Genomic DNA, 26,901 nt, shown 5'->3' on the forward strand with positions numbered 1-26,901 from the left:
GTTTGCGAAGTACTCAAAATCGTGGTGTGGCTCGACCTGGGACGGCCACGGCGCGTCATCTTCCCAGCGATGGCCAGCGGCTGGCGTACAGTTATTGACAGGACTCCAAGGACGGCAAACCCGAACGTCAACAGCAACCCCGACGCGGCGCCACGTGTAGCGGCTAGATGCGTAATTCACGTCCGGCGCGGCCCTGAAATGCACGCCTATCGGGCAATCGCGGTCCTGCATGCCGTAGCGGCCCGCTACGGCGCGCAACTCGCTGGTGATCGCTATGCGGTAGTGGCGGCCCATGTTGACGCCGCCCTGCGCCCGGATATAGGCCGCCCATGAGCATTTTTTCTGTCCGGCTATCTCGCCGGTTTCCTCGTCCACCAGATCGAGGCGATTGCACGCCACCCAGGCGGCGCGCACGTGTTCCGGCGCGTCAGCGATGATTTCCTCATCCACGCGGCGCACCTCGCGGTATGGCGTTACCGGGGGTTGGCCGAACGCCTGAAACTGGCGAATGCCCCACACGCCCGCCCAGGCGTTGACGCGCATTTCCTTCGTGATGATGTCGCGCCCGTTTTTGTCTTCCTGTATCTCGCTGGCGTCAATGTTCTTGCCGGTGTACTTCATCATGTATGCGGCGGCGGTTCCCTTGCTCGGGTCCAACTTTTCGAACTTCACGCGGCGCGTCTGCGCGCCCGCATCGTTTGCGCCCTCTTTCAGCGCGTACTTGCGCAGGTTGCGCTGGAATATCTCGATATGGTCAGCAGGCATGAAAACCATCATGTGCCAGTGCGTGCAGCCGTCATGGTGCGGTTCAGCGACGCGGAAGCCGTAGGGGGCGATACCGTCACGGGCGTTTTGCGCCCGTGTTTGCGCCCACACCTTGCGCATGTAAAGCTGTGTTTCGCGTGGCGTAGCGCCGTTATATTTCGGGTTCGGCATGCTGCTTGATTCCAGCACTGCATGGTAGGCAGACGGCGCTGTCAGCGTGACGAACAGGCCCTCATGGCCATCCTCTATCGCTACCTCATCCACGCCGTCCATGCGCAACATCAATTCATTTTGACGATTTACCGGGTTTGCCGTGCTTTTGTCCACCAACTCATCGAGCGCGAACTGCTGGCCGGTTTCGACGTTCTCCAGTGTGGTGTTTTCCAGCACGCGCTTATTGCGCCGGCGCTGGCCGATGCGGCTTTTTACGGCCTCGTCGCTGCAATACTTGCCCTTGCGACTCGATACGAAGCCGAGGCGCATGGCTGCATACTCGCGGGCGCGGCCATGGATGATGCGCAGGCCACGACGCCACCACGCCGGGTCTGTGTAGCGCGCCACAGCCTGGCGATCGTCTTTTATCTCGGACGCTTCCATGTTGTGCATGCGCACCACCAGTTCGACGCACACGCGCATGGTCGGTGCGTCATGCACGTCCAGGGCGACATTCATGCACTCGTTCGCGCACCGTTCGGCCAGCATCGTCAGCTGGGCTTCGGTGCTGTCCAGCGGCAACGGGCAAGCCGTCACCTCGTCCAGCATGGCCGACAGGCGCTTGTAGCCCTCTGGCATGGCACCAATCGTGCCCGCCTGCGCCGCATGCAATTCGCGGTAGGCAGGAATACCCCAGCGCAGGGGCAAGCCCTTTACGCTACGGATACCGTTTTCTTGCTGGATGATCGGCATTAGTGCAGCACCGTCGTTGTGCTCGTCGTCACGTCGCTGTCGTTCATGCACGATTCAGCCACAGATAGGTGCGTCATCATCGAGCGCAACGCGGCAGTGATGCGCGCGCGCTCGATGCGGGTGAAGGCCGTCAATTCGTCATTGGATCGGGCGTCTGGCATATCAGCGAAGGCCAGCACGAGGCGGCGCACCGGATGCGGCAACAGCAGCCATATCGTTATGCGGGCCTCTTTCCGGCTGTTTTTTTGCGCAGTAGCGAAGGCAGTTTTCATATGGCAACACCTGCTACACTGGATGCTTTTTTGCCAAGGGTAAATATGGACGAGGAAATCCACATCAAAAAAACCGGCCCAAGTGGCTGGGAAAGTCCTGAAAATGTTGAAAGAATCATCTCAGTTCTTCCCAGTATGTTGTCTGGATTGCTTGCCCAATCGCAAGAAACGAACAAGGCAAATACCGAGGCCGCGAATGTGATGCATCGCCGTTTGGTCATACTGACGAGCATTATTTGCGTCGGTTTCGTCGGCACTGCTGGCTATGCTGCCTACACTGGCAACTTCGACGTGGCTGAGAAGCTGCTCATTCCCCTTATCAGCTTTGCAGGGGGCTTTGGCTTGGCATCGCGCACAAAGTAACTTCATCATCAACGGGTCTTGTTCTAACACTTGCGTCATCGCCACGAAGACGAAGGCCCGGCTAATCACATCGGTACTTGCCATGATTAACGTTTCCTCAGCAATTGAGTGCGGATCAGATGGGCGAGTACTTCGGACTGTTTTTTTCCCTTCGACGTGAGCCAGGTCATGAACTCAGCGTGAAGCGCTTCCGGTAGCTGGACAGTCATTGGCACAATGCCATTACGCGCCATGTAGGCGCGCTGGCGGGCGGCAGGGTCGGCATGGAGGGCCGGACGCCCCCGCTTTTTCGTCACCATTGGCGGTTTGATGCCGGGTAGTTCCGGCTGGTCGGCTTGGCGCATACTCAAAACTCCGTCGTGAGACTGCCATCAGGCAGGCGGAACATCACATCGAATTTGACGTGGCAGGCACTAGCTGACCGCAAAGCCTCATGGAATGTGCCGAACCTTGCGTGGTCCCAAACGTCTTCATCCTCCGTTCCGGGATTCTGGACGACTACCCAGCGCCTCGCCTCATGTTTTGCGGCCTCACGCTCCTCGCGTAATTTGCACTGCTCAACGCGCTCCTCGCGTGTCACATGCCGCACTACGCGTGCCTCTGGTGGAAGCATATCGATGGCCTTGCTGTCGTCCGCCGTTCTCATGACGAGAATTCCACCAGGGCGGCGCGCAGGGCCGCCAGGCGCTGCCGTTCATACGGCGCAGCCGTCGCCAGATGGTGATACTCGGCCAGGCGGTTTTCCAAACCCGCAATTTCCAGGCGGATGGCCATTTCGATTTGAACGAATGCCCCCGTGGAAATGGTGATTGTTTTGTAATAAATTGTTTCGGACATGGTTGCCTCCTCAGGCTGTTTTGTTCCTCAGGCGAGAGTGCCGGGCGGGCGGCAGGGCCGCTAGTTGCCTGAGGAGGGACGGAAGAATCCGCCCGACAGAACGGAGAATACGCTTCAGTTGAAACACGTGTCAACAGAAACATGTTTCAGCTGTGCAGCTTGTCGCGTGACTTGTAAGCGTGTATGTTGCGGAAATACCGTCCATACAGGCGGCAAAGCCCTGAGGAGGAGCTATGAAAACCACTATTGAATTCCTTGATGCCGTTAAGGTAAAACTTGGCGTAGAGTCCGATTACGCCCTTGCCAAGCGGCTTGGCTTCTCGCTTTCCACGGTCAGCAACTACCGCACCGGGCGCCGCGTCCTCGACGATGATGCCGCTCTTACTGTCGCCCTTGCGCTTGACGTGCATCCATTTACCGTGATCGCATCTGTGAACGCCGAGCGCGCAAAAACGCCCGAGCAGCGTGCGCGCTGGTCGGGCGTCATGGAAAAATTCTCACTGTCTTTTAATGCCCTCCTATTGGGCCGTGGCCCGCATGCAGCCTTGTTCTAGCATGCGCCAATAGGTAGTAAGTGCCCGGTGAACACTCTATAAATTATGCGAAGTTACGGATGGATTTGAAAAAAACCGCATTTCCCCAACTTTCCAATCGCAAATGCGATTTCCCCCTTCCGTGCGCTGCTGTCGCCGCCGCTGGGCGCCAACGCTTGGATAAGCGGCATGAAGTACGGCTCGTCCCCTGTCTGTATTTTGTTTGTTCACGCCCAGGTTGGCGTGCTGTTGCAAGTCTGGCGCTTCGATGATGCAGCCGATCAAGTCTTCCACTGTCCTGCGCGACACGACGTTGCCTTTGAGTGGCGCGTAGCGCATTCATCTTCATTTGTCATCGGCGCCGGGCGCACGATGATGTCGCCATGCTCAACGCTTAGATGGCGTCGGCGGCGCGATGCAATGGCATCAGGCCTTCGGCCAGCATGCGGTTGTTCGATGCGCCAAACTTGCAGAGAACTTTGTCATAGATACTTTGTCTTAGCGGCGCATTGATAATAAAAAAGCCAGGCCTTCGACGCCAGCGGCCTGATCGGTAGTTGTCAACAATGATACTTGGCGTTGACACCGTGCTCGCGGCCTAGGCGAACGACCGAAGTTGCCGGCTCCAGCGAGGCGCCACCAATGCGCGTTTGAAAACCCAATGGATGCTGACCTTAGTGCTCAATGGTGAAATGACGAAACAGGAAAATCGTACGCCGAGGATTTTTCGGTTTTCCTGACTATTTTGTTGACTTGTTGCGGGCCAGTTAGCGGCGCTGTGATTTTTAAAAGAAAATAGGAAACAAGCCAAACTTGCTTTTATTTCAATGCGTTTTAATGTGGAGATTCCGAACTGACACGTCCACGCCCTGCCGCCTTTGCCAAATATAGTTGTGTATCCGCTGCCAACGGCGAGCCGTTGCGCCGAACGCGTTGCGTTTCACTCAACATTGCCTGCACGGTGCAGTACTGACATGGCTCATGAAAACTGCGCACGTAATTGCTCGCAATGACGGCGCGCAGCGGGGAAATCCAAGCGCGCGACACTGGCAGACAGCTCGGCCAGATGTGCTCCGCCATGCATGAGCTCAATGCGCTCCATGACGGCGAGCGCACGCATGTTCGACCCCTTCAGCAATAATGCCAACTCATCGAGCAGATCGCGCATCGGCAGCGATACCGGCGATGCTACTGATGTTGTCGTGCCCTCTGCCCGCAGCGCGTCTGCTAGCTTGGCTGTCACGTTGGCAAGTTCTGCGATGCTGGCGTGTACCAATCTACCCATTTCGGCCAGCACTCGGCTAACGTCAGAGGGGTGGATATTGTGACGTAGTTGCTGTTCCAAAGCGGCGCAGTACGACTGCAACGGTGCGGCGCCGACAATGCCGGCGGCGCTTTTAAATGTGTGTAAAAGGTCAGCAGCCGAGCGTATATCCGGCGATGGCAACTGTTCGCTCAAAGCGGCGATAAAGGCCTTCGCCTCAGTGGAAAATGTCACCGCCAGGCTGAGAAACAGCGTACGGTTGCCCCCGAGCCGGGAAAGAGCCGCAGGGAGGTCGATGAATGACGGCTGGTCGAAACCAGGCAATGGTTCTGGCGCTGGTGGCGTCGAGTCCGTTGTTTCCGAGACAGCCCCCTGCGCAAGACTGGCTCGGCAGTGGGTCTGCAAAAGGTCGACCATCATATCAATATCAATCGGCTTTCCCATATGCGCGTCCATGCCGGCAGCCATGCAGGCGTCGCGTTCCCGCGCCATCACGTTGGCAGTCATGGCAATGATTGGTGTGCTGCGCAGTCGCATGCTCGAACGCATGCGCATGGCACAGGCATAGCCGTCCATTTCCGGCATCTGAATGTCGAGCAGCACGGCATCAAAGACAGGCTCGGCCTCAAGCGCCATCGACAAGCCTAGCGCTCCACCGTTGGCGACGCTGACTTCAGCGCCTTCGTGCAGGAGCAGTTCGCGCGCCACTTGCAGATTCATCGCATTGTCATCGATGACGAGCACGTGCAGGCCAGATAGGCGCTGCAAACGCAGCGGGGGCGCCTGCGCTTCGGTTGTCATGACATGTCCTGCTTGCGCCGCGACGATCGCTTCGCGCAGCATGCAGGGCGTCACAGGCTTGGTCAGAAAACCGTTTAACATTCCACGTTCTGATTCCAGGCGCTCGGCCAGCGCATCGCGCCCGTGAGCAGTCACCATCAATACCATCGGTGCAGCGCTGGAGTGCGAGCGGATCCGGGCTGCCAACTCCCAGCCATCCATCCCAGGCATGCGCCAGTCAATCAAGACGGCATCGAACGCCAGTTTTGCCCTCGCGCTCTCGTCGAGTGTCGTCAACGCTTCGCTGGCGTTGCCCGCCGTCACGGCTGTCCAGCCGAAAGAAGTAATGATGGCGCTTAGCATCGTGCGTGCCGATGGGCTATCGTCCACAATCAGCACGCGCAGGCGGGTTGGTGCAACTGTATTTTCAGGCAACGACAGCGGCGCTATGGCAGGCACTGCAAGAGTCACCTGAAAGTGAAAGCAACTTCCGACGCCAACGGTACTTTCAACCTGCAGCTTGCCGCCCATCAGGCAGACCAGGCGCTGGCTGATCGTGAGACCCAATCCGGTTCCGCCAAAGCGACGCACAGTCGAGGCCTCGGCTTGCGTAAATCCCTCGAAGATGTGGTCCATATTATCAGCAGCGATGCCGATTCCCGTATCATTTACTTCAAACCTGATGTCACTCCCATGCTCGCCGCGCCGCAGCTGGGAAATGACGATACTTACCTCCCCCTGCTCGGTGAATTTAAGCGCATTGCTGGCCAAATTGATCAACACTTGGCGCAAGCGCGTCACATCGCCCATCAGCCATGGCGGCAGCGCCGGATCGACCGAGAACAGCACCTCGACGTCTTTGTCGCCAATCAGCGAGGAAAGGATGGTCGACAAATCGCGCAATAGCGCCTCAACGGAAAAGGCGGCGGTTTCGAGCTCTATCCGGTTCGCTTCTACCTGTGAAAAATCGAGGATATCGTTCAGCAAGCCCAGTAGCGAACTGGCAGCCGAGCGTGACTTATCGGCATACTCGCGCTGGAGTGCCGACAGTTGCGTGTATCGCAGCAAATCGAGCATTCCCAGCACTGCATTCATGGGAGTGCGAATTTCGTGGCTCATATTGGCCAGAAATTGGCTCTTGGCCAGGCTAGCTTGTTCCGCCTGATCGCGTGCATTGGCCAGCACGCTGCGGATATCTCGCTCAACGCTGATGTCTTTGGCAATGCCAAGATAGCCGTCGATCTGGCCATCCGCATTGCGTATTGCGGTGACAGTCAGATTGACGGGCAGATGCATGCCATCTTTACGCACATAGGTCCAATCGTGCGACACGGAAATTCCATCTCGCGCTTCGGCAATTAATACCTCGAAGCCCGATATCTGCCTGTCGTACTCAAGCGTTAAGGCCGCGCCGCGCGTCAGCAGCTCGTCTTCCAGGTGCAGGATGGCTGGCGTGAACAGTCCCACCATGTCGGCAGCAGCGTAGCCGAGCAAACGTTCGGCGCCGGGACTGAAAAGTTCGATGATACCGTCAACGTTGGTCTGAATGATCGAAAAGTCGCGCGCTGCATTCAAAACGCCTTGCAGCTTGCTTAAAGCATGAGCTTGCCCGGCTTCGGCCCGCTTGATTTGAGTGACATCACTGATAACACCGTATATGCCATCAATCCGGCCAGCCTTGGTGTCGGGTGTATAAGAAAACATGGCCTGGCGCCGCTCTCCCGATGCCAGGGTGATCGTGTCCTCGAACAGTTCGCTATTGCCTGACAGGACGGAATTAAGACGGGGGGCCATGTCAGCGAAAGCCATCGGTCCAAGGACCTGCGATAAATGCCGATCGCGCATTTCCTCTGGCGACAGTCCAAACCATTCCACGCTGGCTCGGTTGGCGAATCGGTTACGCAAATCGCGATCCCAGTACACCACCAACGCTGGCGTATGGTCGAGAATTGTTTGTAGATCTGCCTGGGCCTGCTCGAGTGCCTCTTGGGCAATACGCCGTTGCTTGTTTTCGGACTGCATGGCATCGACGAGCATGCGCTGCTTCGTTATGTCTTGCAAGGCGCCAAACAATCGTACCGGTTTGCCGGCTTCAAATTCGGCTTCACCGACTGAACGCACCCAGATACGCGCGCCGTCGGCGCGCAGGAAAGGCGCTTCCACATCCCATGGCGCTCCGGTTGCCATGGCAGTTTCCACCGCTGTCTGAATCAGATCTCGGGCTTCCGGCGCATAAAATGCGATTGCTTGAGCAAGATCTGGCACAAAATCTGGCGCCACGCCATGGATACGGCAAGTTTCCTTGGACCACTCGATGTGTTGGCTCGTCAAATCGACCTTCCATCCTCCGACACCGGCAACCTCGCCCGTGCGGTTGAGCAAAAGCTCATTCGATTTAAGACGCGACATGGTGTCGTCAAGGGCAGATACGGTCGCATGGGAAAACGCGGTGATCCGTCTCTCCTCGATCAGGGCACGGCGCCCCTCAAGCAGCTTGACGGCCGCGTGTGCCAAGTGCCGCAGCACTTCGCGTTGGCGATCGTCGAGCTTGCGCGTGCGGCGGTCGATGACGCAGATAGTACCAACGTTGGCGCCATCAGATAGCGTGAGCGAAGCACCGGCATAAAACCGAATATAGGGTTCCTTGAGCACTAAATCACTATCGCGGAACCGAGGATCTTGCAGGGCGTCTTCAACTTCGAACAGGTCGTCCTGAACAATCGTGTGTGCGCAAAATGCCAGTTTCCGCTCAGTCTCGAACACGCCTGGCAGCCCGATATTTGCCTTAAACCACTGACGGTCATGCGCAACGAGGCTAATCAACGCTATCGGTACTTCGCAAACCAAGGACGCTACACGCACCAGACTGTCAAATTCTTTCTCTGATTCAGTGTCAAGAATCTGCAGTTTATCAAGTGAATCGAGGCGTTCCACTTCGTTGCTTGGAAAGGGAAAACGCGTCATATAATTTTCCTTAGTCTCAGCTTTCCCCATGCCCGCCAGCGCCAAATGCAGCTTGGCGGGAATCGGCTGGAAGGGAGGCCCTTCGCTATGTCCTCTGGCCCACCTTAATGTAACAGAAATTCGACCAGTATTGTCTTTTTGAGACGTCTTGTACCGGCCTACCTTGCATACCTTCCCTCGGCGCTTCTTGCACGCACAAGCGAGCGAACGGCGCGCCTGGGTTCAAACTCTTCGATCCACTCAAGTTTGACGGTAATTGTGCCGCCGCCAGCATGGACAACGCTACGCCTTCCGCCAATAAGTACGAAGTCATAGATGCAAGCTATGAGTCCGGTTGGATTATTTTTCTTCCTTTTGCAAATGAGAATCGTTACTATTCAAGTCAGGAGTAAGCATATTCAACAAAAAGGAGCATCCCTTGTTCACCGCCATCAAAACATTCAGCCAGGTCAGCACGCACATGTCGATCGCCTTCAGCCTAGCCTATCTGCTGACGGGATCACTGGCGCTCGGTGGCTTGGCCGCACTCATCGAACCGATCATCAACGTTGCCCTGCTGCCGTGGCATGAAAAAGCCTGGCACGCAATACGCCGCCGCTACGCCGCCAGCCGCCGGGGCTTTGTCGCCCTGGCCGGCGAAAAGCTTAGCCAGACGGCCCTGCATATGGGCGTCGCTTTCAGCGTCATGTACTGGGCCACGGGTTCCATGGCCTTCGGCGGCTTGCTGGCAGTAGTCGAGCCGATCTGCAACGTGATTGTCCTGCCTTTTCACGACCGACTTTTGGAACGAGTCCGCTCTCGCCTGGCATGCCGCGGTGCTGCGCGCCTCGCCCCCCTGTAATCACCGATCTCGAGGCGCTGCTCATACGAGCGTCGCCACATCAGCGGATGCGCGTGGCCAACTGGCGGCGCGATGCGGATACCACACTAGCATCGCGATAGTCGGCAACCTACTTTCTCCTATGAAACCCCGGTTTTTGCCAGGTGCACGCGCCGTTGCAAAAACGCCCGCCTGAAAAAATATATGTTGCACCAATGCATGTTTGCCAGCATCGCGCTACCATGCAACGTCGGCACGCCGAGTGGCGCCGCCCCCAGCACCGGTTTCGCGCCGGCTTTCCCCTGCCGCAATGTGAAGGAGATTTTCATGCCCAAGTTTGCCCCCGCCGTTTGCCTGTCGTTCATCGTTGCCGCCTGCGCCTTACCGTTGGTGGCCGCTGCTGCCGAAGGCGGCGCGACACGCGCCGATGCCGAAGCCATGGTCAAGAAAGGCGTAGCCCAAATAAAGAGCGCCGGCGAAGCGAAGACGTATGCCGATATCACGGCAAAAGCGCCCGATTTCATCAAGCAAGATCTGTACTTGGTCGTCTATAAACTCGACGGCACGGTCGCCGCGCATGGCGCCAACCCGAAAATGGTGGGTAAGAACTTGATCGAACTGAAGGATATCGATGGCAAGGCCTTCGTCAAGGAACGCGTCGAGCTGGCCAGGAGCAAGGGTACGTTCTGGCAGGAATACAAATTCACGAATCCGGAAAACAAGAAGATCGAGCCGAAGATCATGTATTGCGAAAAGCTGGCCGAGACCGTCGTCTGCGGCGGCATTTACATGTAGCGGGCGGGCCGCCATCGCCGCCATCGCCGCGATGGCACACCGATTTCTCAACGATAGGGACCTCATGTGAAAATCGCACAGAAGATGTTGATCGTCCCGCTGGTCGCGCTGGCTTGCCTGCTGGCCATGGGGGCCTTGTCGTATTTCGCCATGCAGCAGAACGAGCAGCGCATGCGCGAACTGAAAGATGTCACCCTGACGGCCGAGCGGCTGGCCAATCATCAAGCGATTGCCCTGGGCCAAGTGCATGCCGATGTGTATGCGAAGATCGCCATCGCCGCCAGCCTGTCGGAGGAGCAATTCAAGCAATTCGGCACGCAAACGGATGGCCAGTTGAACGCCATCGTGCAAGGCTTGACGCAACTGAAGACATTTTCGGGCGCCGCGACGGAAGCGGCCCAGGCCCTGCCCGGCATCGAGCGCTACCGTGCCAGCGTGGCGCAGGCGCTGGACATGGCTTCGATGGACCCGAATACGGGCGTGGCCGCAATGCAAAATGCCGCCACGCACTACCAGCAAGTGCGTGGCCAGCTACGTCAGGTGATGCTCAACCTGGACCGCCACACTGCCGATGCGCTGCTGGAGACAAAAAACGCAGGCCAGCGCGCCGCTTGGCTGTCGCTCGGCTGCATGGCGCTCGGCTTTGCCCTGCTGGCCCTGATCGCTGCCTGGGTGGCGCGCTCTGTGGTGGGCCCCATCGACGCGGCCTGCCGCGCCGCCGAAAGCCTGGCCGCCGGCGACCTGACCATGCGTCTCGATGTTCGGGGCAACGACGAGGTAGGCAAGCTGCTGCGGGCGTTGGCCACGGTGCTGAAAAACTGGAACACTTTATTGGGCGAGATCCGTCAGGCGGGCTCGACCATCACGGTGGAAGCGAGTGAAATTGCGCTGGGCAATGCGGACTTGTCGGCCCGCACGGAGTCGCAAGCCCATTCCTTGCAGGAAACGGCAACGTCGATGCATGCCTTGACCGATACCGTGCGCGAAAACGCCAGTCATGCGCACCAGGCCAACCAGATGGTGCTGTCAACCTCGAACGTGGCGCTCGAGGGGGGCCGTGTGGTGGGCCAGGTAGTCGAGACGATGGGCGCGATCAAGGCCAGCTCCGGGCGCATCGTCGATATCATCGGCGTCATCGACGGCATTGCCTTCCAGACCAACATCCTGGCCTTGAACGCGGCCGTGGAAGCGGCGCGCGCGGGCGAACAGGGGCGCGGCTTTGCCGTTGTCGCCACCGAAGTGCGCAGCCTGGCGCAGCGCTCGGCCACGGCGGCGCGCGAAATCAAGCAGTTGATCGAGGATTCCGTTGGCAGGATAGAAACAGGTAGCGAACTGGCCGACAGCGCCGGGCGCACCATGGGCGACATCGTCGCCTCCGTCCAGCAGGTAACGGACATCATGAACGACATCACGGCGGCCAGCCAGCGCCAGAGCAAGGGCATCGAGGAAGTCAACAATGCCATTACGGAAATGGACGGATTGACCCAGCGCAACGCCGCCCTGGTCGAGGAATCGGCCGCCGCCGCGCAAAATCTGCAAGACCAGGCGCACGACTTGCTGAGGGTAGTCGACGCCTTCCGCCTGGGCGAAGGCAGTGCGCCGCTGCCGGCGCCTTAGCGCTGGATCTGCATGGCCGCTAGCGCGCAGTCGGGCATGGCTTGCCTGCCGCGGCCGGCGCCGGGTCGTCCTCTTCCTGCAGCAGCGTTCCCGCGGGACCTTGGCCGCTATAGCGCTGCCAGGTCACAGTATTTGCATGCATCACAACGATCAATGGAGTTCGGTATGGCAGGCGCAGTCGTGGCCGCTGGCCGCCCCGGACAGGTTTTGCAGTATGGCGCAGTCTTGTGACGGCTGCGGCTGGTCGCACTGGTGGCGCAGGGTCACTAGTTGCTGCTGCAAGGTGTGCAAATTGGCCATCTGCTCGGCGATGCGCAGAATGTGATGATCGAGCAATTCATTGACGCTCTGGCAGCCTTCGGCAGGATTGTTCTTAAACTCCAGCAAGGCGCGGATATCGGTCAAGCCGATCTGCAGCGAACGGCAATGACGGATGAATTGCAGCCGTTCCCGGTGTTCTTCGCGGTATTCGCGGTAGCCGGCGCTGTTGCGTCCCGGTTCCTGCAGCAAGCCCGCCTTTTCATAGTAACGCACGGTTTCCACGTCACAATCTGTCCGTTTGGCCAGTTCCCCGATACGCATGGCATCCCCTTTTCAGTCTTTCGTGCAAATTTCGCTTGACCCTGTAGCGGCTACAGGGTTTCTAATGAAAGCATACACGAATCCTGAAAGATAATGCGATGCCGCACGATAGCCATAAACACGCGCAGGACCACGACCATCAGCACGACCATCAGCATGAGCATGAGCACAAGCACGAAGGCGCCCCGGCCGCTGCGCACAAGGCGGCCAGCTGCTGTGCCAGCGAGCATGCATGCGCTGCGGCGCCGGCCGCCCCGCCCTCGCCTGCCCTGCCCAGCGCCGCCATCGCCGGCGCGAGCACGGCCAAGTACCGCATCGCCAACATGGATTGCCCTACGGAAGAACGCTTGATCCGCAACAAGCTGGCCACGATGGCCGGCGTGGTGGGCCTCGATTTCAATCTGATGAACCGCGTGCTCGATGTGCACCACACCCTGCCCTCGCTGGCCACGGTGGAAGCGGCCCTGCACGCCATCGGCATGCAGGCGATTCCCATGCAGGCGGACGCCGTTGTTGCGCGCGACCCGCACGAAGGCAGCCTGTCCGGCAGGCAAAAAGGCTTGCTGCTGGTGTCCGGCCTGGCCGCTGCCGCTGCCGAAGCGCTGGCGTGGACCACGCAGGCAGACAGTTCGCCGCTCGTCATCGCCCTGGCCCTGCTATCGGTCGCCACGGGCGGCTGGCCGACCCTGAAAAAGGGCTGGATCGCCCTGAAAACGTTCACGCTGAACATCAACTTTCTGATGAGCCTAGCGGTTTTCGGCGCCATCGCCATCGGCCAGTGGCCGGAAGCGGCCATGGTCATCTTTCTGTTCGCCATTGCCGAATTGATCGAAGGCTTGTCGCTGAACCGGGCGCGCAACGCCGTACAAAGCCTGATGCAGCTGGCGCCCGACACGGCGACGGTGGCCGACGCCAGCGGCGCCTGGCAGCCGGTAAGCGTGGCCACGGTAGCCATCGGCACCTTGATGCGCGTGAAACCGGGCGAGCGCATTGCCCTCGATGGCGTAGTCGCGAGCGGCGCATCGTCCGTCAACCAGGCGCCGATTACCGGTGAAAGCATGCCGGTGGACAAGGCCGTAGGCGACGTCGTGTATGCGGGCACCATCAATGAACGGGGCTTACTCGACGTCACCGTGACGGCCAACAGCGGCAACAGCACGCTGGCCAAGATCGTCAAGGTGATCGAGGAAACGCAAGGAAAACAGGCGCCCACGCAGCGCTTTGTCGACAATTTCGCCCGCTACTACACGCCCGCTGTCGTCGTGTTCGCCATCCTGGTGGCCGTGCTGCCGCCTTTGCTGCTGGGCGCACCCTTTATGGCCTGGGTGTATAAGGCGCTGGTGATGCTGGTGATCGCCTGCCCGTGCGCGCTCGTCATTTCCACGCCCGTCACGGTGGTCAGCGGCCTGACGGCTGCCGCGCGGCGCGGCATCTTGGTCAAAGGCGGACAATTCCTGGAAACGGGCTACCGCATCAAGGCCATCGCCGTCGACAAGACGGGCACCTTGACCATGGGCAAACCGGCCGTCACGGACGTGGTGGCAATGGAGGGCGGCAATCGCGACGCCATTCTTTTGCTGGCCGCCAGCCTGGACGCCAATTCCGCCCACCCTTTGGCCGCGGCCATCGTCAAGGCCGGTCCGCCCGCCAGCAGCCACTTGGCCGTGACCCAGTTTGCCGCCCTGCATGGACGCGGCGTGCAAGGCGACATTGCGGGCCAGACCTATTATCTGGGCAATGCGCGCCTGATGGCGGAACTGAAGCTCTTGACGCCGGCACTGCAAGCCATCCTGGCGCGGCTGGAACAGCAAGCGTACACAGCCATGGTGCTGGCGACCACCGCCGGCGCGCTGGGCGTGATCGCCGTGGCCGACGTGCTGCGCCCCACGGCGGCGGCGGCCATCGCCAAATTGAATGCGCTCGGTGTCACCACGGTGATGCTGACAGGCGACAATCTGTTGACGGCGCAGCGCATCGCTGCCGAGGTGGGCGTGAGCTTGGTCAAGGCGGAATTGCTGCCGGAAAACAAGCTCGATGAAATCAAGGCCTTGCAGCAGCAATTTGGCGTGGTGGCCATGCTGGGCGACGGCGTCAACGACGCCCCGGCCTTGGCGCAGGCCGACATCGGCTTTGCCATGGGCGCGGCCGGCAGCGATACGGCCATCGAAACGGCCGATGTTGCCTTGCTGGACGATGAACTGGGTAAATTGCCTGAATTCATCAGCCTGAGCCAGCGCACGCGCAACATCCTCGTGCAAAACATCAGCTTCGCCATCGGCATCAAGGCCGTCTTCTTTGGCCTCGCCCTGGCCGGCATGGCGACCCTGTGGATGGCCGTGTTTGCCGACGTGGGCGCCAGCTTGCTGGTGGTGGCCAATGGGCTGCGCTTGCTGCGTAATAAGCGCAACTGAAAAGATAACTTAAAAGAAAGAGCAACTAAAAAGAAAGACTCAGAACAGTAACGAAAGTGGGTAATATGCGTGGGCAACATACCAGGCATGCAGCTGCTGGAGCGTGGCAATAAGATGGCGCCGCGACTCAAGCGCTGATCGATCAAGCCACGCAACGCACCCGCAAATGCAGGTGGCGAATCGCCATGGCCGAGACTATCAAAATGCCCGACGCCGTGGCCAGCACGACAATAAACGCCTTGTCGAAGGCCGAACGGGCCAGCGCCGACACTTGCACGCCCAGTTCGGCCGGCAATTGCTCGGCGGCCAGCAGTGCCGCGTCGAGCGTGTCATGGGCATTGGGCAACAGGCCCGCGCTTTCCGGGATCACCAAAGTGGCGCTGTAGACGGCCGACAGGATGGTGCCCAGCACCGTCACGCCGATCACGGCGCCCAGTTCGTACGACACTTCCTCGATCGAGGCAGCCATGCCGGCTTGCTGGGGAGCGACGTTGAGCATCACGGCGCTGGAGGCGGCCGTCATGACGGCGCCCAAGCCCAGGCCCAGAGTCACCAGGCTGACCACTTGCGCCGAGACGGCGGCGTCATGCAGCACCAGATACAATGCCATGCCTATACCGGACAGCAACAATGAACCCCACAGTACCATGGCCTTGTCGGCGCGCGGCAGCATGAAGCCCGTCAATGGTCCCGCAAACACAGAGGCCAGCGGCAGTGGCAACAGCAGCAAGCCCGCTTCCAGCGGCGACAATTCACGCACCAGTTGCATGTGCTGGCTCAGCGCCAGTTCCATGCCGATCAGGGCTGCGGAGGCCACCATGGCGGCAGCGACGGCGCTGGAAAACGGCAGTTCGCGGAACAGGGCGAAGTCGATCAGCGGCTTGGCTTGCCGCTTTTGGCGGCGCACAAATTTGAGCATGAAGAAGGCGCCCACGGCGAACGAGGCGGCAGCCAGCGCATACGAAGGCTGCGACTTGCCCAGCTCCTTGATCGCATACACGCCACCGAGCAGGCCCATCATGATTTGCAAAGAACCGGCCAGATCCCACGGCTTGTCGCGGTTACCAGCCCGTTTCGGCAGGACGACGGTGGCCAGCACCAGGGTCAGCAGGACGATGGGCACGTTGATCAGGAAGACGGAACCCCACCAATAGTGTTGCATCAGGAAACCACCGAGCACGGGACCGAAGGCGGCGCCACCGGAGGCAATCGCCGCCCACACGCCGATGGCGAACGAGCGCTCGCGGTGGTCCGTAAAGGTCAGGCGGATGATGGACAGGGTGGCCGGCATCATCAGGCCAGCACCGATGGCCAACAGCACGCGGGCAAAGATCAGCCATTCGGGCGCGGGCGAAAACGCGGCGCACAGCGAGGCGGTGCCAAACACGGCCAGGCCGGCAAGGAAAACGGGCTTGTGGCTCAAACGGTCGCCGAGCGTGCCGAGGCCGGGTAGCAGAGCGGAGACGACCAGCGCGTAGACGTTGATGATCCACAGTTTTTGCGAGGATGTGGCCTGCAAGTCGCGCGTCAGCGCGGGCAAGGCGGTGTAGAGCACGGTCATGTCGACCACGATCAGGAACAGGGCGCTGGAGACGATGGCCAGCGTCAGCCATTTTTTCATTGGATGCATAAACAACTCATGTATTATTTAACAACTATCGGTTTGGATGAATTTGGTGCTGCGCAAATATTTACGTTCCAGGCTGCCACGGGCCTGGCCTTGTCGGGGGCGGCGGGCGTCAGCCACGGTCGCCATCCTTGTCATCCACGGCGGCGCTCGCTGTGCCAGCGTCGAGTTCGCGCAGCATGACGACGGACACTTGCTTGAAGCCACGGCCCCGGAAAAATGTTTGCGCCGTCAAATTGTGCGCGCCGCATTCGAGGAACAAGCGGGCGATGCCGTGGCTGCGCAGCTCGTCGGCGACCCACTCCACCAGCTGACTGCCGATGCCGCTGCCGCGCACGGAGGGCAGCAAGACCAGGTCATCGAGCGCGGCGAATGATTTCGAGGCGCGCTGGCGCGTATCGATAGAGACCAGGGCCATGCCGACGATGGCGTCGCCGGCAGTGGCGACGGCAAGCAGGGTAGAATCGCCATGCGCCCAATCGTGCGACAGGGCGGCGCGGATTTCGCCGCGTATCACCTCAGGCAAGTCAGCGCGCCAGTTGCCAGGCGCGTCGGCGCGTTCGCCCTGCAGTTCCGAATGGGAAATATAATCGGCGCTGACGTTGTCAAGATATAACTTGCACAAGGTATCTTCGGCGCTGGCGTCGTGACACCAGTTGAAGCTGATGGCGGGGGTATGGGCTTGGGCGTTTTTCATGGCGGATCTCATGTTGTTGAATTGGTAAAGACATTTTATGTCGCCCCTGAATGGCATTCAAGTTAAAATCCATCTGAAAAACAGATAGGTGATAGCCATGCAATGGACATTGGAACAAATGCGCTACTTTGAAGCGTCCGTCGCGGCCGGTTCTTTCTCGGGCGCGGCACGCCGGCTGGGGCGTGCCCAATCGGTGGTCAGTACCTCGATTGGTCTGCTGGAGGCGGAATTGGGTGTGGAACTGTTCGACCGCTCGCGCCGCAGCGCCGTGCTGACGGAAGCGGGCAAGGTGATGCACCTGGAAGCGTGCGAACTGTTGCGCCAGGCCGAGCGCTTGCAGCTGCGCGCCCAGCTGTTGAGCGCGGCGCCGGAAGCCCAGCTGACCCTGGCCCTCGACGAAGCCCTGCCCTACTTGGCCATCAGCAAGTTGGTCAAGGAGTTGGCGGCGCGCTATCCGGCACTGGAACTGGTGATGCTCAACGCCACCGCGTCGGAAGTGGCGCAATACGTGGAGCAGCAACAAGCCGACGTGGCCTTCCACTTCGACCGTGGCCCTATTTCGCCTGTGCTCGAACAGCAGCATATCGGCAGCGTGGCGCAAGGCGTGTTCGTGGCAAAAGGCCACGCGATGGCGCATGGCCAGGAAGTGAGCCGCAACGAGCTGACCCGCTACCGCCAGCTGATCATGGATTCCGAGCTCAATCGCGAACACGCCTTCAGCCCCGCCGTCTGGTTTTCCGACAGCTTTTACAGCATTGCGGAAATGGTCGCCGACGAGCTGGGCTGGGCGATTTTGCCGCTCAACATCGCCAACTACGACAATTACAAGGGATATCTGCAGGAAGTACCCTGCCCTGCGCTGGCCCTGTCGCGCCTGCCCGTGCGGCGCCTATCGATTCATGGCAAGAAGCTCAGCGAGACGAGTTTGTGGCTGACGAGCAGATTGGCAGAATTATTGCTCGATGGGCCACGGCTGGGATGATATGCGCGCACCGCGCCGCAATCGGGCGGCGCTGGCCATCGGCTGCATCGGCGGTATCGTCAAGCCGACGCGCGCGCCGAGTATCTGGCGGCAATCTTGTGCACACTGGCACACTGCCCGATGCCAGAGCGACCCACACCTTGAAAACTTGCTGCGCTTGATTTATTACGCATGCGTAGTAATATGCTGCGCATGCGTAACAATACCTCGCCCCAGCCAGACCTCCCCGATGCCGTAGCCTGCCCGCTAGGAGAGCGTTCGCCGCACCTGTTTAATCTGCTCAACCTGGCGCGCCAGAACTTGTTTCGCTCGGCCGATGCCGTCTTGAGCGGTGAACTGGGGTTTTCCGGCACGCAAGTCGTCGCCTTGTTTGCCCTGAAGAGCGAGGAAGGCTGCCAACTGAAGGATCTGGGCCGCGCGCTGCAACTGAAAAACTCGGCCGTGACGGGCCTGGTGGCGCGCATGGAAGAGAACGGCCTGATCATACGTGGCCAGTGTGCGCTTGATGCGCGCGCCGGTGCCTTGCACCTGTCGCCCAAGGGCGCTGACGTACTGCGCGCCGCCCTACCCTTGCTCGACAGCCTGAATACTCAATTGCAAGCAGGTTTCAGCGAAGCAGAGCTGGCCGTCGTCGCCCGCTTCCTGCTGCATGCCTCGCGCCTGCGTTTCCAACAAGACATTTAACCTTACCCTTACCCTTACCCTTACCCTTACCCACAGGAGTTACCATGCACCCCAACGACATGACCGGCTTGCAATTGATGCAAGCTTTCGCGCAAGGCTTGTTTCCCCGGCCCGGCATTTCCAAGACCATACCCATGGATGCGCACACGGTGGAGCACGGCAAAGTCATTTTCACGGCGACGGCGAATGAAAACCACACCAATGCCATGGGTGGCGTGCACGGCGGTTTCGCCGCCACCGTGCTCGACACGGTGACCGGTTGCGCCACGCACACAGTCTTGCCCGCTGGCGAAAGCTATGGCACGACAGACCTGAACATCAAGATGTGCCGTCCCCTGCCGTTCAACGTGACCGTCTTCGCGGAAGGCAAGGTCATCAATGCGGGGCGCAATCTGGTCATTTCGGAAGGCACGATCCGCGACGAGGCCGGCAAGGTATACGCCCATGCGACGGCCACCTGCATGATCATCCGCCCGCGGGAGCAAGCCGGCGCATAATGTGCACTGGCCGCAGCGCCGATGCGCAAGGCCAGGCGGACCGTTTCAGGCCCGGTGAATGCGCCGATAAAGTCTCTTTAGGCCAGCAGCACTCTTGCATGACCTGGCCAGGACGGCACTTGTCGCCTTACGCTAAAGGCGCGAGATTGGACAGTGCAATACGGAGTGATGCAGATGCTCTTGCCGACGATTTAGCCGAATGGGGGTGCGCTGGCGTTGCGCTGTGGCGCTGAGCATGGACGCCGATCTGGAATAGGCTGACGGTCTGCACCAGATTTCCAGCTTGATCGCGCAGCGATTCGGCGGCAGCCGCAGCTTCTTCAACCAGGGAGGCGTTTTGCTGCGTGACACTGTCCATCGCACTGATCGCCTGATTTATTTGTTCGATGCCCGTCGTTTGCTCTTCGCTTGCGCTAACGATCTGCGCAATCACATCGGTGACGCGTTTCACGCTGCCCACCACCTCAGACATGGTGACACCGGCATCGTTAGCGAGCTTGGTGCCGAGATCAACACGTTCAACCGAATTGTCTATCAATACCTTGATTTCCTTGGCGGCACTGGCGCTGCGCTGTGCGAGGCCGCGCACCTCCGAAGCGACCACGGCAAATCCACGTCCTTGCTCGCCGGCTCTGGCCGCCTCCACCGCTGCATTGAGGGCAAGAATATTGGTTTGAAAAGCGATTCCGTCGATAACACTGATGATGTCAACAATTTGGCGCGATGCTTCGCTGATTGAGTCCATCGTGCCGACCACCTGGCTAACGACGGCACCGCCTTTGGTGGCGATATCGGAGGCATTGATTGCCAGCATGTTGGCCTGGCGTGCATGTTCTGCATTTTGTTTCACAGTCGATGTCAGTTCTTCCATCGAAGATGCCGTCTCTTCCAGTGCGCTGGCCTGTTGCTCAGTGCGGTTAGACAAGTCGTTATTTCCCGCTGAAATTTCTGCTGCTGCCGTCAACACCGTGTCCGAATCCTGACGCACGGACGCCACTACCTTGGCGAGCGAAAGCTGCATGCGCTGCAGTGCAGCCAAGATGCTGGTGCTGTCGGTGGCTTTGACCTTGAGGTCTGCGGTCAAGTCGCCACTGGCCACCTTGCTCACGGCGTCGCACAAGACTAAGGGTTCCGCCCCCAATGCTGCCAGCAGACGGCGCGAAATCAGCGCTCCAGCGGCAATGGCCAGTACGGTGGCGAGGATGCTGAAAAAAATGAGCTTGTTTCTTGCCGACTTAAAGTCTTCCTCTGCTTCCTTGATCAGCTCGCTTGAACGCAGCGCTGTTGATTTCCCATAAGCATCCATTGCGGAGACCAAGGCCATTAACAAGGGGCGGCATTCCTTATTTATTTTGCTAATCGCCTCATCCCTTTTGCCTTGTAGTGCAAGGTCCACGATACCCAAGGCGACGGGCGCATATTGGCTTTCTATCTTGTCAATGTTGCCTATCATGCCGCGCGCCTCTTCAGACGTAGAAGATTGTTTCGCGAGCTGCTTGAGTGTATTCAAATTTGACACTACAGCCGCATGCGCCTGGGACACCAACTGCTTCTCAGTGTCCATGTCTGCCGGCGAGCTGACGATAACAAGATTCCTTGCGGCGACTGCGCGCAAGCCAACGGATTCCAGCACCAGATGCGCAAGGTCAGCGCGCGCCCGCACCCCATTGACATACTTTTCAAAGCCGGAAGCCTGATTCGAGATGCTGGAAATAGCAAAAATGGCAATGCCTGCCAATAAGATCACCAAGCCACCGAAGGCCACTGCAAGCTGAGCGCGTACCGATAAATTCTTCACAATATTCCCCTAATGTCAGATTTGAACCTTGCTTGCGCACTCTGCTTGAAGATCAACGTAGATATGTTGTCAAAACTTCACGACACTCGGGTGATCGAGTCTCGCCATGCACGGTGCAGCGTGAACAACATTTCAATGGACTAGCGCAATGAACAGGCGTAGCGGGCCAGGTAGGCGCTATGCAATCAGCGGCGCTTTCAAAAGGCACGGGGATGGGTGCACTATAAACGAGATATATTATTTGGCTATTTCGTTTTATTTGTTGTTTTCTTTTTATTTGATGTATTTAGTTTCTCACGAAAAATCACAAAAATCAATCCAAAAACTAGTTTTTATTGCGTCAAGTTAAGTTTTTCGCGCTCAAGGGCTGAAGTGGCAATGTTGTGGCATCTAGTCAGCCTTGCACTGCGCGTAGTGCGCTTCCAGTCGGCCTTATTGGGCTTTGAGCAGCCGTGGAACGTCAAACCCGCTTAAGTCACTGGCACATGGTCAACGTCTGCACCAGCGGGTGCAGATCGTCCACGTTGCGCGCTGGACCGTCGCGGCTGCGCACCATTACCGTGTCGCTTTCGCGGGCGAACACAAGCAAGGCGTGGAGCTGCGCCCGCTGTGTGTCGTTGAAGACATATGTCAAGTCATTGCGACGTAACTTCTCAGTCAGAGAGTGTTTGTCAGCGCCTTAAGGATTGCAGTAAGCACAATGCGCAGGGTCAGCTGCTGACCGGTCTGTCCGCTCAGCGATGCGCCTATGCTCACAGCGCAGGCACGTCCACACTTCGCTGCGATAACTTTGGGTTGGCAAGCGACACGATGCGCACGGCAGTCCCGGTTGCCGTGCGCTGATCCAAAAACCGGGGGCGCTGCATGCGGGGCAGGTCGATTGCAGGCGCTGCAAAAGATCGCTGGCAGCCTGTTCGATGTATTTCATGCGGCGAGGATGGGCGAAGGCGCGCAAATCCAATTCGACAAACACCTTGCCGCAACGTGATTGCGCAACACACCTGTCGAAGCACGTTTTGAGTCGCGTCCAATCGGCAATGTCCTTGCAGATGCGCGTATCGCTTTGCCCATCGGGGCGCAACACCAAATGGTGCTCTGGGAAGCCGACGCGTTTGGCAAACTCAGTAACTGTCTGCCAGTCGCCGCTCTGGATATGATCGTTCGGCGCGGCACCCTGGGCCATGCCGACAACTTCGATTCCCAGGTGCTCATCGATCCAGACCACGAGCTCCACATTCCAAGGAAACATGCCCGTATGGGGATCAGGACCGAAGCTGCCTTCACTGGCGATTCCCTGCAAAGCATGCGCAAGCTCCATCCCTTTTCTTGCCTTGCGCCTGGCCGCCTCCAGTTGGGTGCCGTGCCGTGGCGTCTCCCTTGTGAAGGTGCCAAGCTGATCAGTATCGAATCCAGTAACAAGTTCGATCGAACAACCCAGGATAGGCTCAAGCACAGGTGCGATCACAGCTTCCTTTCCATGCTGGGTCAGCAGGGCCACCCGGCTTCCTTTGTAACAGGACGGCTGCGCCATCATTCGACCTCCAGACACAATGGAAGCCATGTTCCGTGTTCGTAACGCTCGAAGCGAGCGAGCGCGAAGCGCCATAGGTGGAGCCAGCCGTTGTCGAGCAGTTGCCGGAGCACAGCATGTTTGCCGATCACCATGTCAATGGCCGCCTGCGGCGCATCGATCACCACGGTCAGCCGCAAGGGCTCGTGCACCCAGCGTTGGCCGTCATGGAGCGACTGACGGGACAGCCCGATGCGCAGATCGCCGCCGTTTCCCTCGAAGACGCCGAGGTTGCCACCGACCACGTTGTGCAGCAACTTATTGCCGCTGCCGAGCCGCAGCGGATCGCAGGTAGATGCATGGTATTGCCAGTTGATCCAATGCGCGACCAACATGGGCGCGGTCATCAGCAATTCCAGTACGCTTCCATCACCATCTTGGCTGGCGTCATAGTCATGCAGGAAACTGCGTCCATCCATCACAACGCCGCGGCTTCTGTGCCGGGGTGCGATCAGAAAAGCCGCATTGCCCGCGAGCCCCCATTCTGGTCGCGTTTGCGCGCCGTCGTTGGCACGGCGGCGCAGCTGAGCTAACAGCGCATCATGCGGTGCGTGCGGGTCTAGTTGCAGGCTGGGCGCACGCTCGCGGCGTACCTGATCGCAGGCCTGGGAAAACACCACTTGCAGGCGCTCCCAGCGAGCGCGCGAATGTTCGGGCAGCAGATCAAGGTCAAAGCCCTCGATTTCATCGGTGGTGGTGTTATGCAGCGCTGCCACGAACACGGTCGATTCGGGAATGCTGAGCGCTTTCGCTTGCAAACCTTGGCGCACTGCTGGATCGTTGAGCAATTGCGTCAAGCTACGCGCATTGACTTCGCCACTCTGTCCGCAGCAGGCGCCACAGTCCAATGCGGCCGCGTGGGCGTTGTTGGCGCACTGACTGCCGTGCCCGACGAGAAGCACCATCGGCGCTACGTTTTGATCCAGACCCATGGCGTGAAGTACCCGCGCCGCAAGCGTCACTTTGGCTTCAAGGTTTACACCCAGCAGTTGCGGGCGACAGATGGGGCGATAGCGCGCTGGCAGTCCTGCCAGGTCATCGTTGGCGCGACCACGCTTACTCGGCAGCAGCCAAGTCCCTAGCTTGCCAAGATAGCCCAAACCGGCCGCCTCGACGAAAGAGAACGCTGCCCCAGGCCAGCGGCTTGCAGCCTGCCATTGACTTGCCATGGCGAATCGGACTTGACGTTCGCGACTGGCGGCGCTTTGCCGTGCTGGGTCGGCTGCGCGCTCGGCTGAGTCTGTGCTCATGATGCAATCACCGGCCTCGATGGAAGGCGCTAGCAAGCCAGGCAACTGCGGTCGCCGGGCTTGCGTCGACAATGGCGTGTAAGCCACTGGGAGACCGAAAAAACCGGCAAAGCCAAGCGTCTGGACGCCCGGCCATGCGGTCTCCAGGGCGCGGCGCAGTGGCTCGCTGCGGACGTCGATGCAAAAGGCCGCCTGGACTTCAATCTCTTGCGGCACCAGGCTTATGCTGCTTGCCACGGCCAGTTGCTGCGCCAGGTTGCGCTGATAAGCAAGCTCCAGGGCCAATTGCCATACTTCGTCGATCAAAAAAGCCTGCTCGGCCTGCTCAAGCAGTAAGGGGGCCTGGCTCCAGCCTTGCTGAAGTGCGACAAACGCCTGCCCGGTCGCGCCGTCATCCTTGCACTCCAACAGCAGTGCGCCCCAAGCTAAACGAATTGCCAACAGCTCACGCAGGTGTGCGTCGGCCGTGCCCCGCTCCAATCGCGCCTGCCAGGCCAGGTAGGCACACCATGAAGCCCAACCGTTGACCGTGAGTAGCACCGATTCAAGGTAGTCCGCCCACACTGCCTGCGGCAGACCCAGGCGCTGCATCACCCAGCGCTCTGCCTCAATGGCGGTGGCCGGCAAGGCGCCGACGGCACTGCCCAAACGCGGCAAGCCCATCAACAAACCGATTCCATGGTCGTGTTGCAAGGTGTCTCGCCAAAAGCCGTACAAGCCCTGGGTGCGCTCTGGCTGCCAAATGGCCTGATGTACATCGAAGTAAGCGGCGCAGGTTTGGCTCACCTGGTGCGTGATGGCCTCGCGCCAGGACAGCCGCGCATGGCGGTTGGGATCGTTGTCGAGCACATCAATGAGCAAGGGCAATTGCGCTGGCGGGGCGCTCGCTTGCAGCGCATGGGCGCACTGCTCAGGCCCGAGCCCGGTCGCCTGCGCCTCGGGCAACCGGCGCAAAGCGAGCGCCAGATCGGCAGCGCAAATTCGCCCTTCGCGCCACGCCCGCAGTTGCTGTTCTCGCGGTGGAAAGACCTTGATGCCGCCGAGTACGGCCATGCGTGCGGCCACTCGGCGCACTGGCATGTTGATACGGGACCAATGTGGATTGACAGCAATGGCCCTATCGAGCGGCCATGCGGGTGCAATTGCGTGGCAGGCCTGGCTGCACGCGTGCTCGATCGCGCCATGTAGCGCCGCAAGATCGGCAAGGGCTTGCGTGGTGTTCGCCTTAGCCGGCGCGGCGTCGTTGGCAAGTATGTCTGTCATGAGATTGTCCTGTTTGGCAATTTAGCGCACAGCATCGGTGCGCGGCGATGTGGCCGATTCTGGCGCACACTGTGGGGTGGCCCTGGGCATCCAGCGAGTGGGCCAAAGGTGGAGCGCCAGACGCGTGTAGGCCTCGTCCAGATAAAATCCCGCATAGCTCCAGCGACGCCAGTTAGCCAGCAATTGCGGTCGCACTTGCAGCAGCGCCTGAAAGAAATACAAGGCCGCCATGCCGATCAAGGCGATCAAACCGAGCCCTTGGTGAGGAATATTCTGGAGGCCAAGAGGCAGCGCGTGCCCTGCAGTGGTGGCCAGCGTGAGGCCAACGACCATCACGCACCCGAAAAAAGCTTGCGCACTGCGTGCTTGCCAGTCGGTGTGCACAGCGGGTAAGCACAGCAAGGGAGCCCAGGCAAGGCCAAGCACCACGCTCCACCACCAAGGCCAGAATGCATGGCCTGCCAGTTTCAGCACCAACAGGACAGCGCAAATCGTCAGCACCGGTGCCAGCACCAGGCTGGTGATACTGGGTGATGGCGTACCGCGCAAGACCTGCAATCGGGTCTGACGCACGGCGCTCGATGCCGACAGGAAGGCATGGGCCTTGTAGAGTGAATGGCCAATCAGATGGAGAGCGGCCAGAGTGTAGAGGCCCAACGCGCACTCAAGCAACATGAAACCCATCTGGGCAACGGTTGACCAGGCCAGGCGGACCTTGATACTGATGCGTGTCAGCATCACCATACCGGCCAGTACGGTCGTCGCCAGGCCGAATACCAACAGCAGCATACGCGCTGGCGGGGCTTGTTCGAGCATAGGCGCAAAGCGGATCAGCACAAAGCCGCCAAGATTGACCACGCCAGCATGCAACAGTGCAGAGACCGGGGTGGGAGCTTCCATCACCTGGATTAACCACCCATGCACCGGCAGCAAGGCAGTGCGAAGGATGACGGCCAACACGAGTAAGACGGCGCTTACTTGCAGGGATACGGACAGGCCCGGCTTTGCCAAATGCAAGTACAGAGCCGAGAGCGAACCGCTGCCGACCTCTAGCCATGCCAGCGCGCTGGCGCCAAGCAGCATCACATCGGCTAGCCGATCGGCAATGCGTTTTTTGTGCGCCGCCAGCAGGGCGAAGGGGCGATCCGGGTAGAAGCACAGCAGATGCTGCAATGCGATGCCGACGGATGCCCAGGCCGCGATGAGCACGAGCCAGTGATCGGCCATCAAGAGCAGGTGGACACTAGCGAGCACAGTGGCCAGCACGCCTACATAGCGTCGCTGGCCGACCTCCCCCTCCAGATAACGGGCGGAAAACGCAGCGATGACCGTGCCAAGCAGCTGCACCAGCAAAGCCAAAATCAGACTCAACGATGTCGCTGTCACAACGCCTGGCCAAGGTGCGCCATTTGCGCCCACCAGAAGCGACATGCCGGTGCATGCCAGCGCGGAAATCGAAACCAGCTGAAACAGGCGCCACAGTCGCGGTATCGAGATCGAATCAAGTCGCGTCAAGCCGGCCAACGCAGCCATCAAAGCGATCGGTGCCAAGGCACAAGTTAAATACAAAACGTGGGTAATATCCATCGCATAGCCTTACTTATATTTGTTGCGAGGATGATGC

23 protein-coding genes are annotated in these 26,901 nt (G+C 59.5%); 9 read left to right on the plus strand and 14 right to left on the minus strand.

Annotated elements, in window-relative coordinates; translation table 11 throughout:
• Both ACQ4V8_RS15715 and ACQ4V8_RS15720 read right to left on the minus strand, forming a co-directional pair.
• The coding region (locus ACQ4V8_RS15715; RefSeq protein WP_436571784.1) for a replication endonuclease at positions 1–1,671 on the minus strand (1,671 nt) is incomplete at its 3' end.
• The gene (locus ACQ4V8_RS15720; protein ID WP_436571785.1) at positions 1,671–1,943 is read right to left on the minus strand and encodes a hypothetical protein; all 273 of its coding nucleotides are present in this window, start codon (positions 1,941–1,943) and stop codon (positions 1,671–1,673) included. The genes ACQ4V8_RS15720 and ACQ4V8_RS15715, both read right to left, overlap by 1 nt.
• On the opposite strand from ACQ4V8_RS15720, the gene ACQ4V8_RS15725 reads away from it, so the two are divergent.
• Positions 1,944–2,306 carry a hypothetical protein gene (locus tag ACQ4V8_RS15725; RefSeq protein WP_436571786.1) on the plus strand — a complete coding sequence of 121 codons (363 nt, stop codon included), beginning with the start codon at positions 1,944–1,946 and terminating at the stop codon, positions 2,304–2,306. It abuts the gene before it with no gap.
• An 86-nt stretch (positions 2,307–2,392) separates the two neighbouring features.
• Here ACQ4V8_RS15725 and ACQ4V8_RS15730 read toward each other — a convergent pair whose 3' ends face one another.
• Together ACQ4V8_RS15730 and ACQ4V8_RS15735 are read right to left on the minus strand one after the other, a co-directional pair.
• Entirely contained in the window at positions 2,393–2,650 is a 258-nt protein-coding gene (locus ACQ4V8_RS15730; RefSeq protein WP_436571787.1) for a hypothetical protein, read from the minus strand.
• A 298-nt stretch (positions 2,651–2,948) separates the two neighbouring features.
• Positions 2,949–3,143 carry a hypothetical protein gene (locus tag ACQ4V8_RS15735; RefSeq protein ID WP_436571788.1) on the minus strand — a complete coding sequence of 65 codons (195 nt, stop codon included), beginning with the start codon at positions 3,141–3,143 and terminating at the stop codon, positions 2,949–2,951.
• Between the two features lie 233 nt (positions 3,144–3,376).
• Here ACQ4V8_RS15735 and ACQ4V8_RS15740 point away from each other — a divergent pair, with 233 nt between their 5' ends.
• Positions 3,377–3,697: a DUF3693 domain-containing protein gene (locus ACQ4V8_RS15740; protein ID WP_436571789.1), complete on the plus strand. Its 321-nt coding sequence runs from the start codon at positions 3,377–3,379 to the stop codon at positions 3,695–3,697.
• Positions 3,698–4,655: 958 nt separating this feature from the next.
• Here ACQ4V8_RS15740 and ACQ4V8_RS15745 read toward each other — a convergent pair.
• Positions 4,656–8,684 carry a response regulator gene (locus ACQ4V8_RS15745; RefSeq protein ID WP_436571790.1) on the minus strand — a complete coding sequence of 1,343 codons (4,029 nt, stop codon included), beginning with the start codon at positions 8,682–8,684 and terminating at the stop codon, positions 4,656–4,658.
• A 418-nt stretch (positions 8,685–9,102) separates the two neighbouring features.
• On the opposite strand from ACQ4V8_RS15745, the gene ACQ4V8_RS15750 reads away from it, so the two are divergent.
• On the plus strand, positions 9,103–9,525 hold the full coding sequence (locus ACQ4V8_RS15750; protein ID WP_010398276.1) for a DUF2061 domain-containing protein: 423 nt from the start codon (positions 9,103–9,105) through the stop codon (positions 9,523–9,525).
• Positions 9,526–9,644: 119 nt separating this feature from the next.
• Here the strand turns inward: ACQ4V8_RS15750 and ACQ4V8_RS15755 are convergent, their stop codons facing one another.
• Positions 9,645–9,833 (minus strand): hypothetical protein, encoded by a 189-nt coding sequence (locus tag ACQ4V8_RS15755; protein ID WP_436571791.1) that lies wholly within the window; start codon positions 9,831–9,833, stop codon positions 9,645–9,647.
• On the opposite strand from ACQ4V8_RS15755, the gene ACQ4V8_RS15760 reads away from it, so the two are divergent.
• Positions 9,832–10,299: a cache domain-containing protein gene (locus ACQ4V8_RS15760; RefSeq protein WP_050855920.1), complete on the plus strand. Its 468-nt coding sequence runs from the start codon at positions 9,832–9,834 to the stop codon at positions 10,297–10,299. The genes ACQ4V8_RS15755 and ACQ4V8_RS15760 overlap by 2 nt on opposite strands.
• 66 nt (positions 10,300–10,365) lie before the next feature.
• A complete protein-coding gene (locus ACQ4V8_RS15765) occupies positions 10,366–11,916 on the plus strand; it encodes a methyl-accepting chemotaxis protein (RefSeq protein ID WP_436571792.1) in 1,551 nt (516 codons plus the stop codon).
• A 150-nt stretch (positions 11,917–12,066) separates the two neighbouring features.
• Here the strand turns inward: ACQ4V8_RS15765 and cadR are convergent, their stop codons facing one another.
• A complete protein-coding gene (gene cadR / locus ACQ4V8_RS15770; protein WP_010398270.1) occupies positions 12,067–12,498 on the minus strand; it encodes a Cd(II)/Pb(II)-responsive transcriptional regulator in 432 nt (143 codons plus the stop codon).
• Between the two features lie 98 nt (positions 12,499–12,596).
• On the opposite strand from cadR, the gene ACQ4V8_RS15775 reads away from it, so the two are divergent.
• On the plus strand, positions 12,597–14,909 hold the full coding sequence (locus ACQ4V8_RS15775) for a heavy metal translocating P-type ATPase (protein ID WP_436571793.1): 2,313 nt from the start codon (positions 12,597–12,599) through the stop codon (positions 14,907–14,909).
• 142 nt (positions 14,910–15,051) lie between these two features.
• On the opposite strand, the gene ACQ4V8_RS15780 is transcribed toward ACQ4V8_RS15775, so the two are convergent.
• Together ACQ4V8_RS15780 and ACQ4V8_RS15785 are read right to left on the minus strand one after the other, a co-directional pair.
• Positions 15,052–16,539: an MFS transporter gene (locus ACQ4V8_RS15780; protein ID WP_436571794.1), complete on the minus strand. Its 1,488-nt coding sequence runs from the start codon at positions 16,537–16,539 to the stop codon at positions 15,052–15,054.
• A gap of 109 nt (positions 16,540–16,648) precedes the next feature.
• Positions 16,649–17,233, minus strand: coding sequence for a GNAT family N-acetyltransferase (locus ACQ4V8_RS15785; RefSeq protein WP_196855733.1), 585 nt, complete (start codon positions 17,231–17,233; stop codon positions 16,649–16,651).
• Positions 17,234–17,330: 97 nt separating this feature from the next.
• On the opposite strand from ACQ4V8_RS15785, the gene ACQ4V8_RS15790 reads away from it, so the two are divergent.
• The 3 genes from ACQ4V8_RS15790 (at position 17,331) to ACQ4V8_RS15800 (ending at position 19,396) form a co-directional block, all read left to right on the plus strand.
• Positions 17,331–18,215, plus strand: a complete 885-nt coding sequence (locus ACQ4V8_RS15790) for a LysR family transcriptional regulator (RefSeq protein ID WP_043461937.1) — start codon at positions 17,331–17,333, stop codon at positions 18,213–18,215.
• A 171-nt stretch (positions 18,216–18,386) separates the two neighbouring features.
• Positions 18,387–18,899: a MarR family winged helix-turn-helix transcriptional regulator gene (locus ACQ4V8_RS15795; protein ID WP_222838452.1), complete on the plus strand. Its 513-nt coding sequence runs from the start codon at positions 18,387–18,389 to the stop codon at positions 18,897–18,899.
• 44 nt (positions 18,900–18,943) lie between these two features.
• On the plus strand, positions 18,944–19,396 hold the full coding sequence (locus tag ACQ4V8_RS15800) for a PaaI family thioesterase (RefSeq protein ID WP_010398249.1): 453 nt from the start codon (positions 18,944–18,946) through the stop codon (positions 19,394–19,396).
• 127 nt (positions 19,397–19,523) lie between these two features.
• Here ACQ4V8_RS15800 and ACQ4V8_RS15805 read toward each other — a convergent pair whose 3' ends face one another.
• The 5 genes from ACQ4V8_RS15805 to ACQ4V8_RS15825 form a co-directional block, all read right to left on the minus strand.
• On the minus strand, positions 19,524–21,194 hold the full coding sequence (locus ACQ4V8_RS15805) for a methyl-accepting chemotaxis protein (protein ID WP_436571795.1): 1,671 nt from the start codon (positions 21,192–21,194) through the stop codon (positions 19,524–19,526).
• 475 nt (positions 21,195–21,669) lie between these two features.
• Positions 21,670–21,828 carry a hypothetical protein gene (locus ACQ4V8_RS15810; RefSeq protein WP_196855736.1) on the minus strand — a complete coding sequence of 53 codons (159 nt, stop codon included), beginning with the start codon at positions 21,826–21,828 and terminating at the stop codon, positions 21,670–21,672.
• 45 nt (positions 21,829–21,873) lie between these two features.
• Entirely contained in the window at positions 21,874–22,728 is an 855-nt protein-coding gene (locus tag ACQ4V8_RS15815) for a DUF6671 family protein (protein ID WP_436571796.1), read from the minus strand.
• Positions 22,725–25,277, minus strand: coding sequence for a YbcC family protein (locus ACQ4V8_RS15820; RefSeq protein WP_436571797.1), 2,553 nt, complete (start codon positions 25,275–25,277; stop codon positions 22,725–22,727). Before ACQ4V8_RS15820 ends, ACQ4V8_RS15815 begins: the two co-directional genes overlap by 4 nt.
• 21 nt (positions 25,278–25,298) lie before the next feature.
• Entirely contained in the window at positions 25,299–26,864 is a 1,566-nt protein-coding gene (locus ACQ4V8_RS15825) for an NADH-quinone oxidoreductase subunit L (RefSeq protein WP_196855738.1), read from the minus strand.
• Positions 26,865–26,901 lie beyond the last annotated feature (37 nt).

It is taken from the genome of Janthinobacterium paucivorans (genome assembly GCF_051380805.1).
GTDB lineage: Bacteria > Pseudomonadota > Gammaproteobacteria > Burkholderiales > Burkholderiaceae_D > Janthinobacterium > Janthinobacterium lividum_D.